This is a genomic window from Maribacter sp. Hel_I_7 (assembly GCF_000688315.1).
In the GTDB taxonomy this organism is placed as follows: Bacteria; Bacteroidota; Bacteroidia; order Flavobacteriales; family Flavobacteriaceae; genus Maribacter; species Maribacter stanieri.
The window spans coordinates 1,097,860-1,113,602 of sequence record NZ_JHZW01000002.1 but is presented as its reverse complement, the minus strand read 5'-3'; the positions used below and the strand labels follow the sequence as shown (position 1 = coordinate 1,113,602).

Here is a 15,743-nt window from a genome sequence, read left to right as displayed (position 1 = left end):
CCATATTACTTATTATCTTTATAAGAATAATATGGGTCTAATGAAATACGTACTTAGTTACTTTTTACTTTTCTGTCTTTGTTTAACCAGTTGCACCTCGCAGAAAAAACTACAAACGGAAACTCCGTTCGAAATCGGTAAAGCTAGTAGCCAACCCTATGTTGGAGGACGAGAAGAAAGCGGTTCTGGTACTGAATTACGTATTCCGGTTTCATTACTTGAAAATTCTGATATAGTAATAAATGAAGTTTATTTTCGTGGTAAGCAGGTTAAGGCATTAGTGAATACGGTAGATAATCAAAATATGATTGTAGTTAGAATACCCAATGATAGTCCAGAATCGTCAGAAACAAAGGATTTATTATTAAATTCAGATGAAGCAGTTATAAGTTATCTTGATAATGGTGAAACTAAATATGCTAAGGTAAAGGGTGTAAAACAAAAGCAGCCTTTAATTTATAAGGGCGCACCTAAAAACTAACTTTGTAACTAGGCTTTTAATAGGTACTTTTATCACCTGAATTTATAGTGTTTGAATCCACTCAAAAAACTTTTTAAACAAACGGCAATTTATGGCTTGGCAACTGTCTTGCCACGGATGATTTCGTTCTTGTTGGTGCCTATTTATACAGATGTAATGGCGCCTGGGAAGTATGGCGAAGTCACCCTCATTTTTTCTTGGTTTGCCATTTTTAATGTTTTTCTGGCATATGGAATGGAAACTGCCTTTTTTAGGTTTTATAAGGAATCGGAGAATAGAAAGAAAGTAGTTAGTACTTCATTATTGTCTATAATGGGCTCTACGGCATTGTTGGTTTTAATTGGTATTCTATTTAAAGAAAAATTATCTGCAGCATTAAATATTGATTTGCCTTTCATGAATTATGTGTTAGGAATATTAGCTTTAGATGCATTGGCAATAATACCATTTGCATGGCTAAGAGCTAACGAAAAACCAATGCGATATGCTATTGTAAAAATTCTAAATGTTTCGCTTAATCTAGGTCTTACATTATTTTTCTTAATTCTGTTACCTAAAATTGCTCAAGAAACGTCGACAGCGTTTTTACATTCTCTCTATAAAGTCGACTATGAAATTCCGTATATTTTAATTGCTAATTTAATTGCAAGTGCAATAACATTGTTATTAATGATAAGGGTTTATATACGTAGACCTTATGAGTTTGATAAGGAGCTTTGGAAAAGAATGGTGCGTTATGCAATGCCTGTTATGGTAGCTGGCGTAGCATTTACTATTAATGAGGTTTTTGACCGTTATTTACTTTCCGAATTGTTACCTGAAGATATCGCTAAAAGTGAAATGGGAAAATATTCGGCATGTTATAAATTGGCGCTTTTTATGACACTTTTTGCGACGGCTTTCCGTATGGGAATAGAACCTTTTTTCTTTAGTCATTCCGATACTAAGAACCCTCAAAAAGCATATGCGCAAATCACAAATTATTTTGTGGTTTTAGGGAGTATTATTTTATTGTCAGTTGTAGTTTTTTCTGATATTCTTAAGCAACTTTTGGTGCTTAATGAGGCGTATTGGGATGCTATGCCAATTGTACCTTTAATTGTTTTGGCTAGTTTTTTTCTAGGTATCTATCACAATCTATCTGTTTGGTACAAGGTGACGGACCGAACTAAATTTGGTGCGTATATTTCATTAATTGGGGCAGTATTGACTATAATCGTCAACTTGATTTTTATACCTTATTTTGGATATATGGCATCGGCAGTGGCGACACTATTAGCTTATGGAACGATGATGTTTCTTTCGTTTTACTTTGGAAGAATGTATTATCCAATTCCTTATAACTTCAGAAAAATTATATTTTATTTAGTAGTATCCATCTTGTTTTCTACTATTTCATTTTACATTTTTGATAGAAACCTTTTAGTAGGTATACCGTTATTATTACTATTCTTAGGCTTGGTGTATAAGTTGGAATTTGATAATCTTAAAAAATTATATTTAAATAGATGAACATAAAAATTATAAATAAATCGAATCACGATTTACCACATTACGAAACTGAAGCATCTGCTGGGATGGATTTAAGGGCAAACCTTACTGAGCCCGTTACATTGCAACCATTAGGTAGAGCTATTATACCAACTGGTCTTTTTATTGAATTACCAATAGGTCTAGAGGCTCAGGTAAGACCTAGAAGCGGATTGGCTGCTAAAAAAGGTGTTACTGTACTGAATGCGCCTGGCACAATTGATGCTGATTATAGAGGCGAAGTCGGAGTAATATTGATAAATCTTGGTAGTGAAGATTTTATCGTTGAAAACGGTGAACGTATAGCACAAATGGTCATTGCCAAACATGAACGTGCAGAGTGGAATGTTGTAGATAGTTTGTCTGAAACCGCAAGGGGTGAAGGCGGATTCGGTAGTACGGGTGTAAAGTAATAGCTTATAGAACTGTATGAAGAAGTTAATCTTTTTGGGTTTAGTCATTGGAGTTTTCAATTCTCCAATGTCAAGTTATGCTCAAGAAGATCAAGATATTGATGTGGAACAGAGTGCAGAAGTTTTTCTAGAAGAATACTCTGACACTTTTCAAGAGAATTTTTTTGAGGGGTTAAAGCAAAAAGGAATTAGAAATTACGACCGGGCTATTACCTATTTCTTAGAGTGTAAAAAGTTGCAACCACAAAATACGGTAGTTTCTTTTGAATTGGCTAAGTTTCACTTGTATGATAAGCAATTAATCGTAGCTCAAGAATATGCTTTAGAGGCACTCAACGGTGAGCCAGAAAATTATTGGTATGCGGAAACGCTGATTAATATAGTTGAAGCTAGAAAATCGGTAATTGAAGAAGTGAAAGAAGAATTGCCATGGAACAATACTATTTTAAGAGGAAACATCGCTGAAATATACTTTTTAAAAGGTAATTATCTAAATGCAAAATCTGTATTAAAAGGGGTTAAAATTTCTAAGAAATATGAACGTTTAGAAATGAAAATTACAGATTCTATCGCTAAACAGTCAAAGAAAATCAATCCTATTGTACAGTCACCAAAGCCGGTTTCTAGTCAAGATTTAGATAGTGTAGAAGATTATAAAATTCAGATTGAAACACTACTTGGCGCTACTACCGATAATGTAAAGCTATTTCAAACCACAGAAGAGGCAATAGAGAATTTTCCGTCTCAACCTTATTTTTATTATGCTAATGGGGCGGCTTTAAATAGGGCTCAGAAACATAAAGAAGCTATAGATATTTTAGAGACAGCATTAGATTACCTTATTGATGATGTTTCTCTGGAAAATGCTATTTATAAAGAATTGGTAAATGCCTATACAGCTACCAACAATACGTCTAAGGCAAATATGTACCTTAGTAAAATTAAATCTTGATTTTAGATGATGAAGTTTTTGAGAACGATTAAATCAAAGCAAATTTTTACTGCAGTCATGATAATTTTTATGGCGTCTTGTAAAAGTACAAAGGTGGTTTCTGGAGGTACTGTAGATGAGAAATTATCGTCTAAATCTGTTATAAAGGCACACTACCAAAATGAAGCTGGCTTTAAAACATTGAGTGGTAGGGTAAAAATTAGCTACTCAGATGGTGAATCTACTCAGAACGTATCTGTAAGCATACGAATGGAAAAGGACAAAGCCATTTGGATGAGTGCTCCACTTGGTATTGTAAAGGCATACATTACTCCTGATAGGGTATCATTTTATAACAAGTTACAGAATGAATATTTTGATGGTGATTTTTCTTATCTGAGTGAATTGCTAGGTACCGATGTAGATTTTTCCATTTTACAAAATCTATTAACGGGTCAAGCAATCGTAGATTTAAGACAGGAAAAATATGATATTGATATTTCTGATGATTCTTATAGGTTAACACCAAAACAGCAAGGAACTTTATATAAGACCTTATTTAAAGTGGAGCCTAAGAATTATAAAATGGCCTTACAACAGCTTTCCCAACCTACTGAGAAGCGATTACTAGAGATAACCTATCAGAACTATCAGATTTTAGATAAGGAAATTTTACCTAATGAAATTATGGTAAGGGCAATTAGTAAAGACCAAGTTAATAATATTGACCTTGAGTTTAAGAATTTGGAATTGAATGGTGCGGTTAACTTTCCTTATTCAATACCAAAAGGTTTTAATGAAATAGAGCTTTAAACAGATGTTGTTCAAATTAAGATATATTCTTTTTCTGATAGTATTGATCACTACGGTGTCTGTCTTTGGGCAAACTAGTGAGCAAAAGGCTTTGGAGGAAAAACGTGAACAACTTCAGTCAGAAATTCGCGATATAAACCGCTTACTTTTTGCAGAAAAAAAAGAAAAAGGTAATGTCTTAGATCAAATGGAAGCCCTTGATAAAAAGATTACTGTTCGCCAGCAATTAATACGGGTAACCAACCAACAATCTAATTTGTTGAATAGGCAGATCAATACTAATATTAGAAATATTGGTAAACTAAAAACTGAACTACAAGAGGTAAAGGATGAGTATGCTAAGATGATTCAAAAATCATATCAGAACAAATCCAAGCAAAACAGATTAATGTTCCTGTTGTCTTCTGAAAGTTTTTTTCAGGCATTTAAAAGGCTTCAATACATGAAGCAGTATACGGATTATAGAAAAGAGCAAGGAGCTCAGATTTTAGCTAAAACCGAAGAGCTTTCACGTCTAAATGCAGACCTAAACGAAGAGAGAAAGGTAAAAGAAGTATTATTAGCTCAAAATAAGAAAGCAAAAGACCAATTATTTGGCGAGATACAAACGCAAAAAGCATTGTTAGGTACTATTCGTAAGAACGAGAGTAAGTATGCCAGTGCCATAGATGCAAAAAAGAAGGAAGCTAGAAAGATTGATCAACAGATAGAGAAGCTTATTAGAAGTGCAATTGCAGCTTCAAATAAAAAATCTGGTAGTACTACTAAGAACACTAGTAAGTTTGTATTAACTCCTGAGGCTACTATTATCGCAAATAACTTTTCTGCAAACAAAGGGAAGTTGATATGGCCGGTGGAGAAAGGAATTAAAAGTCAAGCATTTGGAGTTTATGCAGATCCAGTATATCCAGGAATAAAGCATCAAAGTAATGGTGTTATTATAGCAACAGATGAAGGTTCAAAAGCTCGTGCTATTTTTGAAGGAGAGGTTATTGCTATTTTGGCTGTACCAGGCGGTAACAAAGGAGTACAGATTAAACATGGTAATTTCATTAGCACCTATTACAATCTGTCTGAGCTATATGTAAAAAAAGGGGATAAGGTAACTAGTAAAGAAGAACTCGGTGTTGTATATACCAATAGGAATAATGGTCAAACCCGATTAAAATTTTACTTATATCAAGATACCTCTCGTCTTAACCCAGAAGATTGGGTGTATCGTCTTTAAAACTTTATAAGCATGAGTCAACAACACACTATATCAGATATTAAAGGAAGCTTTAAATTACGTAACGAGGTAAAGATGCCGTACTTAGGTTTGGGAACTTACCAATCAGATAATGACCAAGAAGTTGTAGATGCGGTAAAGAGTGCACTTCAATTAGGGTATCGGCATATTGATACTGCGGCAGCCTATAAAAATGAAGAAGGTGTAGGGCAAGGTATACGCGAAAGTGGAATAGATAGAAGTGAAATATTTTTGGTGACCAAAGTTTGGAATGCTGACCAAGGATATGATGAAACACTAAAAGCTTTTGATGCTAGTTTAAATCGTTTGGGTGTCGACTACCTAGATTTATACCTTATTCATTGGCCAGTTGCAGGAAAGTACAAAGAAACCTGGAGAGCTTTAGAACATCTGTATGCTCAAAAGAAAATCAGGGCTATAGGAGTTAGTAATTTTCTAAAACATCACTTAGAAGATCTGATGAGCGAATGTAAGGTGGTGCCTATGGTCAACCAAATGGAGTTTCATCCGTACTTGGTGCAGCAAGACCTTATCGATTTTTGTACTTCGAACGGAATTCAATACGAGTCTTGGTCTCCTTTTATGCAGGGTAAGGTGTTTGAATTAGATATTTGTGCGGACTTAGCTAAAAAACACAATAAGAGTGTAGCACAGATTATTTTACGTTATAATCTGCAAAAAGGTATTGTTGCAATTCCAAAATCAGTACATGCAAAACGTATAGCATCTAATGCCGATATTTTTGATTTTGAGTTGTCTATAGCTGATATTACTTTTTTAGATCGATTGGAAACAGGAGAACGTTCAGGACCTGATCCCGATAACTTCAATTTTTAGCAGCTAATTTTATCAATACTATTTTTCTGTTATTTTAATAATATGATATCTTTAATTCTGAGTTATCATATTGATTTTCATGTTATTATGTAAGTGTTGGTTGATTAATTTTTCCGAATTTTACTGTATTAATTAGTAAAAGGGAACTATTATGAGCAACACGATCACTTTAAATTCAGAGTCTACTCAAAATCAATTAGAGAAGAAAACTAAATCACCAAGTTTTAATTTCAACTGGTCTCTAAAGCCAATTGTGGTATATGTCGCTTTCTTAGCTATATGTTTGACTTTAGCTTACGGTGGACTAATTGCATATTCTATCTCCTTTTTCATAATAGGAAGCATTGGTCTGGCTGCACTTTATATTTGGAATAATGCAAACAAAATTGAAATGGACCTTTCTTTTAAAGTTGATTTGAAACAATCGGAGTTGGAAAAAGATTTGTACCGAGAGGTGGCTTAATAGAATCTTTATTAAAATAAGTTATAATATAGTTGCATCTTCAGCCCCTATATTTTCCGCGAAAATAACTCGCTAAGCTACTTATATTTTATTATGCGTATTACTTCGTAAACAAAGCTTTAAGTTCGGTAGCGTCATCAGGCTTCATTTTACCTGCTAAAACCAAACTTAATTGTTTTCTACGTAGAGCACCTTCATAACGGGTAATTTCTAATGGAGTCTCTGGAACTAGTTCTGGTACTTCTGTAGGTTTACCTGTATCATCAACTGCAACAAACGTATAAATAGCTTCATTTGCCTTGGTGCGCTTACCGTTAAAACGGTCTTCGATCCAAACATCTATGTAGACCTCCATTGAGGTGTTATATGCTCTAGAAACGGCTGCTTCAACTGTAACTACACTTCCCAAGGGTATTGCTAAATTAAAGGCTACATGATTTACCGATGCGGTAACGGTAATTCTACGACTATGTCTACCGGCAGCAATACTTGCAGCACGATCCATACGGGCCAATAATTCTCCTCCAAATAGATTTTGAAGTGCGTTGGTCTCACTTGGGAGTACCATATCGGTCATTGTAGTACGAGATGCTGCTGGAGTTTTTGTTTCCATTAATTAGAAATTTTCCGCAAAGATACGGGCATCAACAGTAGTTATAAAATGTGTGCAGGTTTATTTTTCAGATAATAACCAAGCGTCTTTTGATTGTGTACGCTTAATTTCACGCAAAGCATTTAATGCATCGGTAGAATTTGTATAACTGTCAAAAGTAACCATGTGAAGACCGTGCGCGTTTGTACCGTAATAGCCTGCATTAAATCCATTAGCCTTAAGCTGCTCAATTTTTCTGTCTGCGTTACCTTTTACTCTAAAAGCACCTGCAACTATATAATGGGTTTCACTATTATCGTTGGCTAAAGAAGTGACATTTGAGATAGTAGAAGCATCAACAGTAACTGTAGGTAACTCTAAAGGAGATAAATCAAAAAACGTAGCTTCTTGAATTTGTTTGTTTACAAACTCTTGAGCATCTTGTCTTGCAACTTGCTCATTAGTACGTTGCTGTTGAAAAGCACGATAACCGGTTACACCAGTAGAAAAGGCTAACATTAGTATAGCAGCATATTTTAAATAAGGTCTAAAACCTTTATTTTCTCTGCGCTCAGGACTAATTGTAAACGGTACTTTTTCTTCTATTTGAACAACTTCTTCTTTTAAAACTTCTCTTGTAACAGGAATAGAATTAAAATTTGAAAGTCCAAAAGATGAGGTTAGATAGTTTGTTTCATTAGCTGGTTGAAACAATATCTTGTCTTCATTATTTTTTGATAAAGAACCTATATTTTTTAAGTGTAGCGATGTTTCTTGAGATAAAACATCTTGCCATGCTTTTACTTGATTTTCAATTTCTACCAATGCTGTTTCAAAAGAAACTTTTTCTGCATTTGACACATAAGAAACCAATAGCCCGTCATTTATAGCAAGTTGTTTGTTGAATACAATAGACTTATTGGGCGCGCTAAACGTATTGGTAACCACGTTTAATTTGGCAGAATTTTTTTGGGTAAGGAATGCACCAAAACCTGGGACAACAACACAGTTGTACCTATAAAGTAAATCGCTGATATAGTGTTCTAGAACCATAGTTGCACAAATATGAAAAAAATAAAGAGGTATAAAAACATCTTTGGTAACTTTTTATTAACATATTTTTTCCCCTAATTTGTGAACAGGAAATGAAAACTATACAACACACTGCTGATGAACTCATTGCAATACTTAGGTTGCAACATGTTCCAAATATTGGAGATATCCTTGCAAAGAAATTAATTTCGAATTGCGGGAGTCCAACTGCAATTTTTGAAGACAAAAAGGAAAATCTGCTTAAAATTGATGGAATTGGGACACATACTATCAGACATTTATTTGACTTGGAACATTTAGAAGCTGCAGAAGCAGAATATAATTATGTTTTAAAGAACAATATAACATGTACGTATTTTTTAGACGATTCATACCCTACTTATTTAAAACATTGTATTGACGGACCTATTCTTTTATTCCAAAAAGGGAATATTGATTTGCACCAACGTAAATTGATTAGTGTAGTAGGCACTAGAAATATTACTAGTTATGGCATGGCTTTTTGCGAGCAGTTTATTGAGGAAGTAGCTCCGCTTAATCCTGTTATTATTAGTGGCTTTGCTTACGGAGTAGATATTTGTATTCAAAGAGAAGCAATAAAACACGGTTTGCAAACTGTAGGATGCTTAGCACATGGGCTAAACCAAATTTATCCAAAAGTTCATGCCAAATATCAGGCAGATATACTAAAGAATGGTGGATTCTACACTGAATTTTGGAGCACGAGTAATCCAGAACGAGAAAATTTTTTAAAACGGAATAGGATAATAGCGGGTGTTAGTGAAGCTACTGTAGTGGTGGAATCTGCGGAAAAAGGAGGGAGCCTTGTAACTGCAGATATAGCCAATAGTTATAATAGAGATGTTTTTGCAGTGCCTGGTAGAACAACGGATAAGTATAGTTTGGGATGCAATAATCTCATTAAACAGCAAAAAGCGCATGTAATGACATCCGCTGCAGATTTGATCTATTTACTAGATTGGGATATAGAAGAAAAGAAAAATAACCCCATTCAAAAGCAACTTTTTATAGATCTTGACGAAACTGAGCAGGGTATTTATACCTATTTGCAAAATAATGGGAAACAGTTGTTGGATAGTATTGCGCTAGAGTGTAAAATTCCAATTTATAAAACATCTTCAACCTTGTTATCTATGGAAATGAAGGGAGTCATTCGACCTTTGCCAGGTAAATTGTTTGAGGCTATTTAGATTTTTACAGACTGGCTAGTTTGTTTCTTAATGAGTAGTGTGATTAATTTTAATTAATAATTCCTTTCATCGATATTTTGTCATTCCAAATCGGATAATGAAATAAGGTGGTAAGTATATTAAAAACAAAAAACCGACCATTTGGTCGGTTTCGTTGTAATATCAATTTTTAAAGAATTTATTAGTAACCGAGTTTTTCACGAACTCGTTCCAAAACACCATCCGCTACTTTTCTAGCTTTTTCCGCCCCTAAAGCTAAAGCATCATCAATTTCATTTAGGTTGTTCATGTAATAATTGAATTTTTCACGAGGCTCTTCAAACTTGTTAACTATGACTTCGTACAATGCTTGTTTAGCATGTCCGTAACCATAATTTCCAGCTAGGTAATTTGCACTCATTTCTTCAATTTGTGGTTGTGAAGCTAAAATTTTATATAAAGCAAATACGTTGTCATTGGTTGGGTCTTTTGGTTCCTCCATTGGAGTACTATCCGTTTGTATTCCCATAATTTGCTTTCTTAATTGCTTATCCGTTTGAAAAAGACTGATTAGGTTTCCTTTACTCTTGCTCATTTTAGCACCATCAGTACCTGGTATGTACATAGTTTCTTCTTGAACCTTTCCGTCAGGTAGAACAAAAGTTTCTCCTAATTGGGCATGAAAACGAGAAGCTACGTCACGTGTCATCTCAATATGTTGCATTTGATCTTTTCCAACAGGTACGATATTGGCATCGTATAGTAAAATATCCGCAGCCATTAACATTGGGTAGGTAAAAAGACCGGCATTTACATCATCAAGTCTATCCGCTTTATCTTTAAAGGAATGCGCAAGTGTTAACCGTTGGTATGGAAAAAAACAACTTAAGTACCAAGATAACTCTGTAGTTTGTGGTACATCACTTTGTCTATAAAATACAGTATTCTCAATATCTAACCCAAATGCAAGCCAAGTAGCAGCCACAGCATAGGTGTTATGGCGTAATTCTTCGCCATTTTTTATTTGAGTCAAGGAATGCATATCTGCAATGAAAAGAAAAGATTCATTAGCAGGGTTATTAGCCATTTCTATTGCAGGCTTTATTGCTCCTAGTATATTTCCTAAATGTGGTGTACCTGTACTTTGTATACCAGTTAAAATTCTTGCCATTATCTTTATTTCTAAGAAAGCAAAGGTAAAACAAATACAAAAAAACTATCGTAAATAACTACTTTTGATTTATGCTTAAATTGGTTAAACAAACCGGTCAAACTATATATCGAATTTGGTTTTATATTCTAGTGGCCGTTCCTATTCTACTCTTTTTTCCATTTCTTGTCATTTTTGCTTCAAGGGAAGCGTGGTATCCACAGTTTTTTTGGATGGCCAGAAACCTCTGGGCTAGATTTATACTATATGGTATGTTTTGCTTTCCTAAGGTAACTTATGAGCAGAAGTTAGTTAAAAATAAGAGCTATATGTTAGTGGCTAACCATACCAGTATGTTAGATATTATGCTAATGCTCGTGGTTAGTAGAAATCCTTTTGTATTTGTTGGTAAAAAGGAATTGGTTAAAATTCCATTGTTCGGATTCTTCTATAAACGGGTATGTATTATGGTAGATAGAGACAATACCCAAAGTAGAACTGGTGTATATAGAAGGGCGCAAAAAAGACTTCAACAAGGTTTAAGTATCTGTATTTTTCCAGAAGGAGGCGTACCAGAAGAGCATGTATTGCTTGATAAATTTAAGGATGGTGCCTTTAAAATGGCTATAGCCCATAAAATTCCTGTAGTACCTATGACTTTTTATGATAACAAGAAACGTTTTTCATTTACTTTTTTTAGTGGAGGTCCTGGTAAATGCAGGGCTAAAGTGCATTCATTTATAGAAACTAAGTCACTGGAGGCAGAGGATACCATAAAATTAAGAGAAGGGGTTCGGGAAACAATTCTTAATGATTTAGTTAAAAACGGTTAAAATCTGTAGCCAAGATTAATACCGCCTTTACCTATTAATGTAAAATCTCTATCGTTTTTAAATAGATTACGACCTATACCTGCATCTATTTCTACGATAAAACCTCTTTTAGTAAGTAGTTTAACACCTGTGCCAATACCTAAGGCAAAATCGACTACATTTTCTTCGTAGCCAGAATTGGAATAATATGAGTCAGTTGGTTCGTCGTAATATGAATCAAAGATGTAATCATCAACAGAGTTCAACATTCCAAAGGCTTCAACAAAGAAACCAGAAGCATATTTCTTTCCAAAATATTGACGGTAGTAAGGTGACACATAATAGTTGACATCAATAGTCTCGTCATCATAAGTAAATAGAACATCAACACCAATACCAGATTCTTCGTTAAGTAAATATTGATAATCTAACTCAATAGCGCCTAAGATTAAAAAAAGACCATTTATTTTTAATTCTTGATTTTTATCTGAAGTAATTATTTGGTCATCTACATGTTGAGAATAGATAGAAACACTTAAAAGACAGATGCAAAACAGAATTATTTTTTTCATGTTTAATTTTTAAAACTTAAAAGTAAGACCACTATAAACTCCGACGGAATAAGGTCTAAAAGTTCCGTTAATTTCTGAAAAGGTATTCAATTGATATTTGAATATTGGCTCAACATTAAAACGGATTTTTTGCGAAAAATTATAGTTAAGTCCAAGTCCCATATTGGCACTAAAATTTAGGTCGTTTATGTTGTTCGCCTCCCCAATTTCAGTGGTAAGCTCACCGGCTGTCAAAGAAACAGAGTTATTTATAAGAAGAAGAGAGCTTACGCCGCCAATTATATTTACACCAAATTTTTTATCAATAAGTGCGTAGTTCAATTCTACCGGTAACTCTAGGTAACCAAATTGTTGGGACATATAACCTTCTCTAGTTGGGCTTTTTGCCGTTACATCTAGCGCAAAGTTTGCCGTACTATATTTATCTGAAGTAACTATCTTACTAGAGATAGTTAATGTGTTGGATGTTTCTGCATAATCGATGGTTGCTAATTGTCCATTGCTAGATGCGAAACTTGAAGAAGAAGAGAAAGCAACATCTTCGGTATCATATCCATAATCTACTTTATTAATACCTGATCTAATGGTAAGTTTCTTTGTAACGGCATAGGCTACAGAAACACCATAACTCATGTTTACATTTCCTGATTTGGAATTAGGTGTAAAGATTGAATTTACAGGGGATCCCTCGCCAAGAGCACTAAAATATACTGGTGCAACATTCGGTCCTGCAGACCATCTGTTACTTGCAACTTTTTCCTTTTTTAATTCCTCCTGATTTTCAATTTCTTCAAATATCGATTTCTTATTTGTATCAGGCTCTTCTACTATTTCTTTGATTTCAGTGTTTTTCGCAATAGTACTTTCTGCTTCCATTTTTTTGAAGTCTATCGCTTCTTTAGAGTTTTCATCAATTTTGGCAATACTTTCTTTTTTGATAATACTGTTTTCTGATGAATCTATGCTGTTGTTATCTTTTTCTTGTAAAGCGCTATTCTCTGCTATTAAAGCATGAGATGTGCTATTGTTAGAATTAGTATCCCTTTCACTAAATTTAACTGACGGTGGCGATTTATGAGTATTGCTCTTGGTATTTTTATTTGCTATGTTATTTACAATAGCGGACTCATTTTGCCCTTTTGGTTTAGGGTTGTCAGAATTGTTAACATCATTCTTCTCAATGTTGCTTTGTTCAACTAGTTCATTGATGTTTAGATTTAATGAGTCTAGAAGTATATCTTCTGCTGAATTTGATGACTTCTCACTATCTTCCTTTATAGGATTCTCAGTGTCAACCAATATTTCATTCATCGGTTGGTCGCTTGAAACTGAATTGAATAGGATTAGACCTATGGCCAAAGCAGCTGCAATACCACTTAATTGCCACCAGATTGGTATAACTCGTCTTTTTTTCTTCTTATTTAATGACGCATCAATTGCCCGCCAGACTTTATTGTCTGGTGTTTGCTTGAAGTCCGATAGCTTGTCTCGGAAAAGTTCGTCTAAATTTTTCTTCTGCATCTAGTACTTTTTCTGTCTATAATCTAAAAGATTATAAAAAGTGTGTTGTTATTATTATGAGGACGCTAATAATTGATTGCGTCAGCTTAGTCTCTATTTTTTCTTTTAACAATGCTCTTGCCCTGGCAAGATTAGATTTGGAGGTGCCTACTGAGGTTCCTAACAACTCGCTAATCTCTTTATGGGTGTATCCATCCAAAACATATAAGTTGAATGTAGCACGATACTTATTTGGTAATTCTTGTATAAAACCTAAAAGGGTCTGTAAACTTATATCGCTAAAGGCATCATCTACGGTAACTTCTTCTTCTGTGTTCTCAGAAACCACATTTAAGTACTCTTCTTTTCTATATTTTTGTAAAGCAGTATTTACGGTAATTCTTTTCATCCAACCTTCAAAAGAACCTGTGTTTTTAAACTGACCTATTTTATCATAGATAGTCATGAAACTATCATGTAGGGTGTCTTCTGCCTGCGATTTAGATTTGGAGTATTTTAAACATATACCAAAGAGGGTAGTTGCATAGGCTCTATATAATAGTTCCTGTGCTTTACGGTCTCCTTTTTTACAATTATGTATGAGTTCTTCTAGACTCACAAATGGTTGGTTGTTTTAAGATTTATTTACAGGAACGACAATTTCCATATACTGGGCTTCTCCTTCAGTATTGTCTCCAATATAAAATTTAAATGTGTAAGGATCGGTATAGATTACTTGAAAGTTGAAAGATGCCGTTTCTTGAACAGACTCTTCCATGCAATTATCAATATCCGTTCTGGTTGCGCCTACAGCAACAATACTTCTTACGGTCAAGGAATCTTTAACAACATCAAAACCTTCGTAATACGTACAAGTATCAGGTTTTAGGTAATTTACAGAAATCTTATAGGTTTTATTTAAATCAAAAGATTCTGGTACTTCTGCATCGACAATTTCTAAAGCAGTAAAATGGAAATTGGCGTCATCATCATCAATAGAACAACCATTGCATATAAATACTACGATCATGGTCAATAGTATTAACTTATTTCTCATCATATAATAGTTTTATTTATAAGATGAAAATGAAGTGCAATGGTTGCGTTAATTCATTTATGTTAACTTAATAAAGCTGAACTTAAGCATTTAAGGCAGCAATGGCCTCTCTAATTTTGCCATCTAATTCCTCAAAAAGTTCAGGGTTATCTAAAAGTAGGTTTTTAACGGCATCACGACCTTGACCTAATTTTGTATCGCCGTAGCTAAACCATGACCCACTCTTTTTTACAATTTCGTATTCAACACCTAAGTCGATAACTTCACCAACTTTAGAAATACCTTCACCATACATAATATCGAATTCAGTTGTACGGAAAGGTGGTGCCACTTTGTTCTTTACAACTTTAACTCTGGTCTTGTTACCTTGAACATTACCGTCTGTATCTTTTATTTGTGTAGATCTTCTAATATCTAAACGAACAGATGCGTAAAACTTAAGGGCATTACCACCAGTAGTAGTTTCTGGGTTACCGAACATTACACCAATTTTTTCACGTAATTGGTTAATAAAAATAACGGTACAATTGGTTTTACTGATAGACCCTGTTAGTTTTCTTAATGCTTGTGACATTAAACGTGCATGAAGACCCATTTTAGAATCTCCCATTTCTCCTTCAATTTCACTTTTAGGAGTCAATGCTGCAACTGAATCTATTACTACAATATCTATAGCTCCTGAGCGAATTAGGTTATCAGCTATCTCTAAACCTTGCTCACCATTATCTGGTTGAGAAATAATTAAGTTGTCTATGTCTACACCTAATTTTTGAGCATAAAAACGATCAAAAGCATGCTCTGCATCTATAAATGCAGCAATACCGCCATTTTTCTGTGCTTCTGCAATTGCATGTAGGGTCAATGTTGTTTTACCTGAAGATTCTGGTCCGTATATTTCAATTACCCTACCTCTTGGGTAACCACCTACGCCTAATGCAATATCCAAACCTAATGAGCCAGAAGGTATCACTTCAACATCTGCAACAACACTATCACCCATTTTCATTACGGCGCCCTTACCGTAGGTCTTATCCATCTTGTCAAGGGTCAACTTTAATGCTTTTAATTTTGCTTCTTTTTCAGAACTCATTTTCTATTTT

The 15,743-nt window shown here is 34.3% G+C and carries 18 protein-coding genes; 10 read left to right on the top strand and 8 right to left on the bottom strand.

What is annotated here, in order from left to right; genetic code table 11:
- The first annotated feature begins 40 nt into the window (after positions 1 to 40).
- From P178_RS0106355 to P178_RS0106320, 8 genes are all read left to right on the top strand, one after another.
- Positions 41 to 481, top strand: coding sequence for a hypothetical protein (locus P178_RS0106355; RefSeq protein ID WP_027065429.1), 441 nt, complete (start codon positions 41 to 43; stop codon positions 479 to 481).
- Positions 482 to 532: 51 nt separating this feature from the next.
- Complete coding sequence (locus P178_RS0106350; RefSeq protein ID WP_027065428.1) at positions 533 to 1,993, top strand: lipopolysaccharide biosynthesis protein; 1,461 nt, start codon at positions 533 to 535, stop codon at positions 1,991 to 1,993.
- Complete coding sequence (gene dut / locus P178_RS0106345) at positions 1,990 to 2,424, top strand: dUTP diphosphatase (RefSeq protein ID WP_027065427.1); 435 nt, start codon at positions 1,990 to 1,992, stop codon at positions 2,422 to 2,424. The genes P178_RS0106350 and dut overlap by 4 nt, the downstream gene beginning before the upstream one ends.
- A gap of 16 nt (positions 2,425 to 2,440) precedes the next feature.
- Positions 2,441 to 3,376 (top strand): tetratricopeptide repeat protein, encoded by a 936-nt coding sequence (locus P178_RS0106340; protein WP_027065426.1) that lies wholly within the window; start codon positions 2,441 to 2,443, stop codon positions 3,374 to 3,376.
- A 6-nt stretch (positions 3,377 to 3,382) separates the two neighbouring features.
- Entirely contained in the window at positions 3,383 to 4,168 is a 786-nt protein-coding gene (locus P178_RS0106335) for a DUF4292 domain-containing protein (protein ID WP_027065425.1), read from the top strand.
- Positions 4,169 to 4,172: 4 nt separating this feature from the next.
- A complete protein-coding gene (locus P178_RS0106330; RefSeq protein WP_027065424.1) occupies positions 4,173 to 5,396 on the top strand; it encodes a murein hydrolase activator EnvC family protein in 1,224 nt (407 codons plus the stop codon).
- 12 nt (positions 5,397 to 5,408) lie between these two features.
- On the top strand, positions 5,409 to 6,254 hold the full coding sequence (locus tag P178_RS0106325) for an aldo/keto reductase (protein WP_036145819.1): 846 nt from the start codon (positions 5,409 to 5,411) through the stop codon (positions 6,252 to 6,254).
- Between the two features lie 151 nt (positions 6,255 to 6,405).
- Positions 6,406 to 6,717: a hypothetical protein gene (locus P178_RS0106320; RefSeq protein WP_027065422.1), complete on the top strand. Its 312-nt coding sequence runs from the start codon at positions 6,406 to 6,408 to the stop codon at positions 6,715 to 6,717.
- A 100-nt stretch (positions 6,718 to 6,817) separates the two neighbouring features.
- Here P178_RS0106320 and P178_RS0106315 read toward each other — a convergent pair whose 3' ends face one another.
- The gene (locus P178_RS0106315; RefSeq protein ID WP_027065421.1) at positions 6,818 to 7,330 is read right to left on the bottom strand and encodes an acyl-CoA thioesterase; all 513 of its coding nucleotides are present in this window, start codon (positions 7,328 to 7,330) and stop codon (positions 6,818 to 6,820) included.
- Positions 7,331 to 7,390: 60 nt separating this feature from the next.
- Entirely contained in the window at positions 7,391 to 8,362 is a 972-nt protein-coding gene (locus tag P178_RS0106310) for an SPOR domain-containing protein (protein ID WP_027065420.1), read from the bottom strand.
- Positions 8,363 to 8,454: 92 nt separating this feature from the next.
- Between P178_RS0106310 and dprA the strand changes: the two genes are divergently transcribed.
- Positions 8,455 to 9,573, top strand: a complete 1,119-nt coding sequence (dprA, locus tag P178_RS0106305) for a DNA-processing protein DprA (protein ID WP_027065419.1) — start codon at positions 8,455 to 8,457, stop codon at positions 9,571 to 9,573.
- A 181-nt stretch (positions 9,574 to 9,754) separates the two neighbouring features.
- On the opposite strand, the gene trpS is transcribed toward dprA, so the two are convergent.
- Entirely contained in the window at positions 9,755 to 10,723 is a 969-nt protein-coding gene (trpS, locus tag P178_RS0106300) for a tryptophan--tRNA ligase (protein ID WP_027065418.1), read from the bottom strand.
- Between the two features lie 71 nt (positions 10,724 to 10,794).
- Here trpS and P178_RS0106295 point away from each other — a divergent pair, with 71 nt between their 5' ends.
- Positions 10,795 to 11,535, top strand: a complete 741-nt coding sequence (locus tag P178_RS0106295; protein WP_027065417.1) for a lysophospholipid acyltransferase family protein — start codon at positions 10,795 to 10,797, stop codon at positions 11,533 to 11,535.
- On the opposite strand, the gene P178_RS0106290 is transcribed toward P178_RS0106295, so the two are convergent.
- The 5 genes from P178_RS0106290 to recA form a co-directional block, all read right to left on the bottom strand.
- Positions 11,532 to 12,086: a DUF3575 domain-containing protein gene (locus P178_RS0106290; RefSeq protein ID WP_027065416.1), complete on the bottom strand. Its 555-nt coding sequence runs from the start codon at positions 12,084 to 12,086 to the stop codon at positions 11,532 to 11,534. The two genes, P178_RS0106295 and P178_RS0106290, sit on opposite strands and share 4 nt — an antisense overlap.
- Before the next feature lie 9 nt (positions 12,087 to 12,095).
- The gene (locus P178_RS0106285) at positions 12,096 to 13,607 is read right to left on the bottom strand and encodes an outer membrane beta-barrel protein (RefSeq protein ID WP_027065415.1); all 1,512 of its coding nucleotides are present in this window, start codon (positions 13,605 to 13,607) and stop codon (positions 12,096 to 12,098) included.
- A gap of 31 nt (positions 13,608 to 13,638) precedes the next feature.
- Positions 13,639 to 14,205, bottom strand: coding sequence for an RNA polymerase sigma factor (locus P178_RS0106280; RefSeq protein WP_027065414.1), 567 nt, complete (start codon positions 14,203 to 14,205; stop codon positions 13,639 to 13,641).
- A 15-nt stretch (positions 14,206 to 14,220) separates the two neighbouring features.
- Positions 14,221 to 14,646 (bottom strand): hypothetical protein, encoded by a 426-nt coding sequence (locus P178_RS0106275; RefSeq protein WP_036145816.1) that lies wholly within the window; start codon positions 14,644 to 14,646, stop codon positions 14,221 to 14,223.
- 79 nt (positions 14,647 to 14,725) lie between these two features.
- Complete coding sequence (gene recA / locus P178_RS0106270) at positions 14,726 to 15,733, bottom strand: recombinase RecA (protein ID WP_027065412.1); 1,008 nt, start codon at positions 15,731 to 15,733, stop codon at positions 14,726 to 14,728.
- Positions 15,734 to 15,743: the final 10 nt, after the last annotated feature.

Excerpts from the sequence above, each read along its gene's own strand:
- P178_RS0106355 (WP_027065429.1), top strand. The coding sequence starts at position 41 with ATGAAATACGTACTTAGTTACTTTTTACTTTTCTGTCTTTGTTTAACC.
- dut (WP_027065427.1), top strand. The coding sequence starts at position 1,990 with ATGAACATAAAAATTATAAATAAATCGAATCACGATTTACCACATTAC.
- P178_RS0106340 (WP_027065426.1), top strand. The coding sequence starts at position 2,441 with ATGAAGAAGTTAATCTTTTTGGGTTTAGTCATTGGAGTTTTCAATTCT.
- P178_RS0106335 (WP_027065425.1), top strand. The coding sequence starts at position 3,383 with ATGATGAAGTTTTTGAGAACGATTAAATCAAAGCAAATTTTTACTGCA.
- P178_RS0106330 (WP_027065424.1), top strand. The coding sequence starts at position 4,173 with ATGTTGTTCAAATTAAGATATATTCTTTTTCTGATAGTATTGATCACT.
- P178_RS0106325 (WP_036145819.1), top strand. The coding sequence starts at position 5,409 with ATGAGTCAACAACACACTATATCAGATATTAAAGGAAGCTTTAAATTA.
- P178_RS0106320 (WP_027065422.1), top strand. The coding sequence starts at position 6,406 with ATGAGCAACACGATCACTTTAAATTCAGAGTCTACTCAAAATCAATTA.
- P178_RS0106315 (WP_027065421.1), bottom strand. The coding sequence starts at position 7,330 with ATGGAAACAAAAACTCCAGCAGCATCTCGTACTACAATGACCGATATG.
- P178_RS0106310 (WP_027065420.1), bottom strand. The coding sequence starts at position 8,362 with ATGGTTCTAGAACACTATATCAGCGATTTACTTTATAGGTACAACTGT.
- dprA (WP_027065419.1), top strand. The coding sequence starts at position 8,455 with ATGAAAACTATACAACACACTGCTGATGAACTCATTGCAATACTTAGG.
- trpS (WP_027065418.1), bottom strand. The coding sequence starts at position 10,723 with ATGGCAAGAATTTTAACTGGTATACAAAGTACAGGTACACCACATTTA.
- P178_RS0106295 (WP_027065417.1), top strand. The coding sequence starts at position 10,795 with ATGCTTAAATTGGTTAAACAAACCGGTCAAACTATATATCGAATTTGG.
- P178_RS0106290 (WP_027065416.1), bottom strand. The coding sequence starts at position 12,086 with ATGAAAAAAATAATTCTGTTTTGCATCTGTCTTTTAAGTGTTTCTATC.
- P178_RS0106285 (WP_027065415.1), bottom strand. The coding sequence starts at position 13,607 with ATGCAGAAGAAAAATTTAGACGAACTTTTCCGAGACAAGCTATCGGAC.
- P178_RS0106275 (WP_036145816.1), bottom strand. The coding sequence starts at position 14,646 with ATGATGAGAAATAAGTTAATACTATTGACCATGATCGTAGTATTTATA.
- recA (WP_027065412.1), bottom strand. The coding sequence starts at position 15,733 with ATGAGTTCTGAAAAAGAAGCAAAATTAAAAGCATTAAAGTTGACCCTT.